The organism is Cryobacterium sp. TMS1-20-1, assembly GCF_004402355.1.
Taxonomy (GTDB): Bacteria; Actinomycetota; Actinomycetes; order Actinomycetales; family Microbacteriaceae; genus Cryobacterium; species Cryobacterium levicorallinum.
Genome location: NZ_SOGF01000046.1, coordinates 1 through 1,266, shown reverse-complemented (window position 1 = coordinate 1,266; position 1,266 = coordinate 1). Strand labels below are relative to the sequence as shown.

Here is a 1,266-nt window from a genome sequence, read left to right as displayed (position 1 = left end):
TGGCCTTGCCCCCGGTTAGTGGACACGGGTTAAGCGGCGAGTTGAACTTCCGCGGTCTCTGACGAGTATTGCAGTTCGAAGGTGACGGGGCTGACATCGCCGATCGAGGAGTGTCGGCGCCGGCGGTTGTATCGGTCCTCGATCCAGGCTCCGACTTCTCGGGTGGCGCGGTCGCGGGTGGGCCACACTCGGCGGTAGTAGAACTCGGTTTTGAGCGTCGCGAAGAAGCTCTCAGCCATCGCGTTGTCCCAGCAAATACCGGTCAATCCCATCGAGCGAGTGATGCCATTTTTGATCGCGAATGCGGTGATCTGGGCTGAGGCATATTGGGTGCCGCGGTCGCTGTGGAAGATAACTTGCGCCGGCCTGTCTCCGCGCAGCGTCATGGCCATCACGAGGGCATTCTCGATCAGATCGGTCCGCATGTGGTCGGCGATGGCCCAACCGATGACCCGGCGGCTGTGTGCGTCGATCACGGTCGCCAGGTAGACCCAGCCCTCCCAGGTCCTCAGATAGGTGATGTCGCCGACCCAGACCTGGTTCAGTGCCCCGGTGTCCCATTTTCGTTTGACGGCGTCGACGGGGTAAGCGTCGGCGTGGTCGATGATCGTTGTGGTCCGCCACTTTTTGGGGCAGATACCCACCAATCCGAGGCGTTTCATGGTCTTGGCGACGGTCTTGCGCGAGATGGTCTCCCCGTCAGCGCGGAGGTCGGCAAGGATCCTCGGCGACCCATAAACCTCGTCGGAATCGCCGTGGAACCACGCCACTTTCTGCTCGATGTTCTCTCGTCGAATGGCGCGGTCCGACGGCTTCCGGTCGAGCCAGACGTAGTAGCCCGAGCGGGACACCTCGAGCAGGCGGACCATGCGGGTGATGGTGAAGTTGGTCTTCTCCGCCAGCATCAGTTCGAACGCTTTGCGCTCGTATCCGATGCTTCCTGGGCGAAGAAGATGGACGCTTTTTTTAGAAACGCCCGATCCAGTTTCAGGTCCGCGTTTTCTTTGCGCAGCCGGAGCAACTCGGCCCGTTCGGACTCGGTGACCGCGGTCTCGCCGGTGTCGTTTCGGGCCTTGAAAGCGATGACCCAACGGCCCAGCGAAGCCTCGTTTATGCCGAGCTCGCGGGCCACGGTCGCGATGGCCCTGCCGGTGTTGATCACCAGCTTCACGGCTTCGTCTTTGTACTCAGGAGTGAACTCCCGACGTGTGTTTCCCATGTGAACATTCTCTCTTGTGAGGTGTCCAGTCAACGGGGGCAGGGCCA

The 1,266-nt window shown here is 61.3% G+C and carries 1 pseudogene; it reads right to left on the bottom strand.

The annotated features are described in order from the left end of the window. Window positions 1-29 precede the first annotated feature (29 nt). Window positions 30-1,219: pseudogene (locus E3O45_RS09645) on the bottom strand (IS3 family transposase). Between the last annotated feature and the right edge of the window lie 47 nt (window positions 1,220-1,266).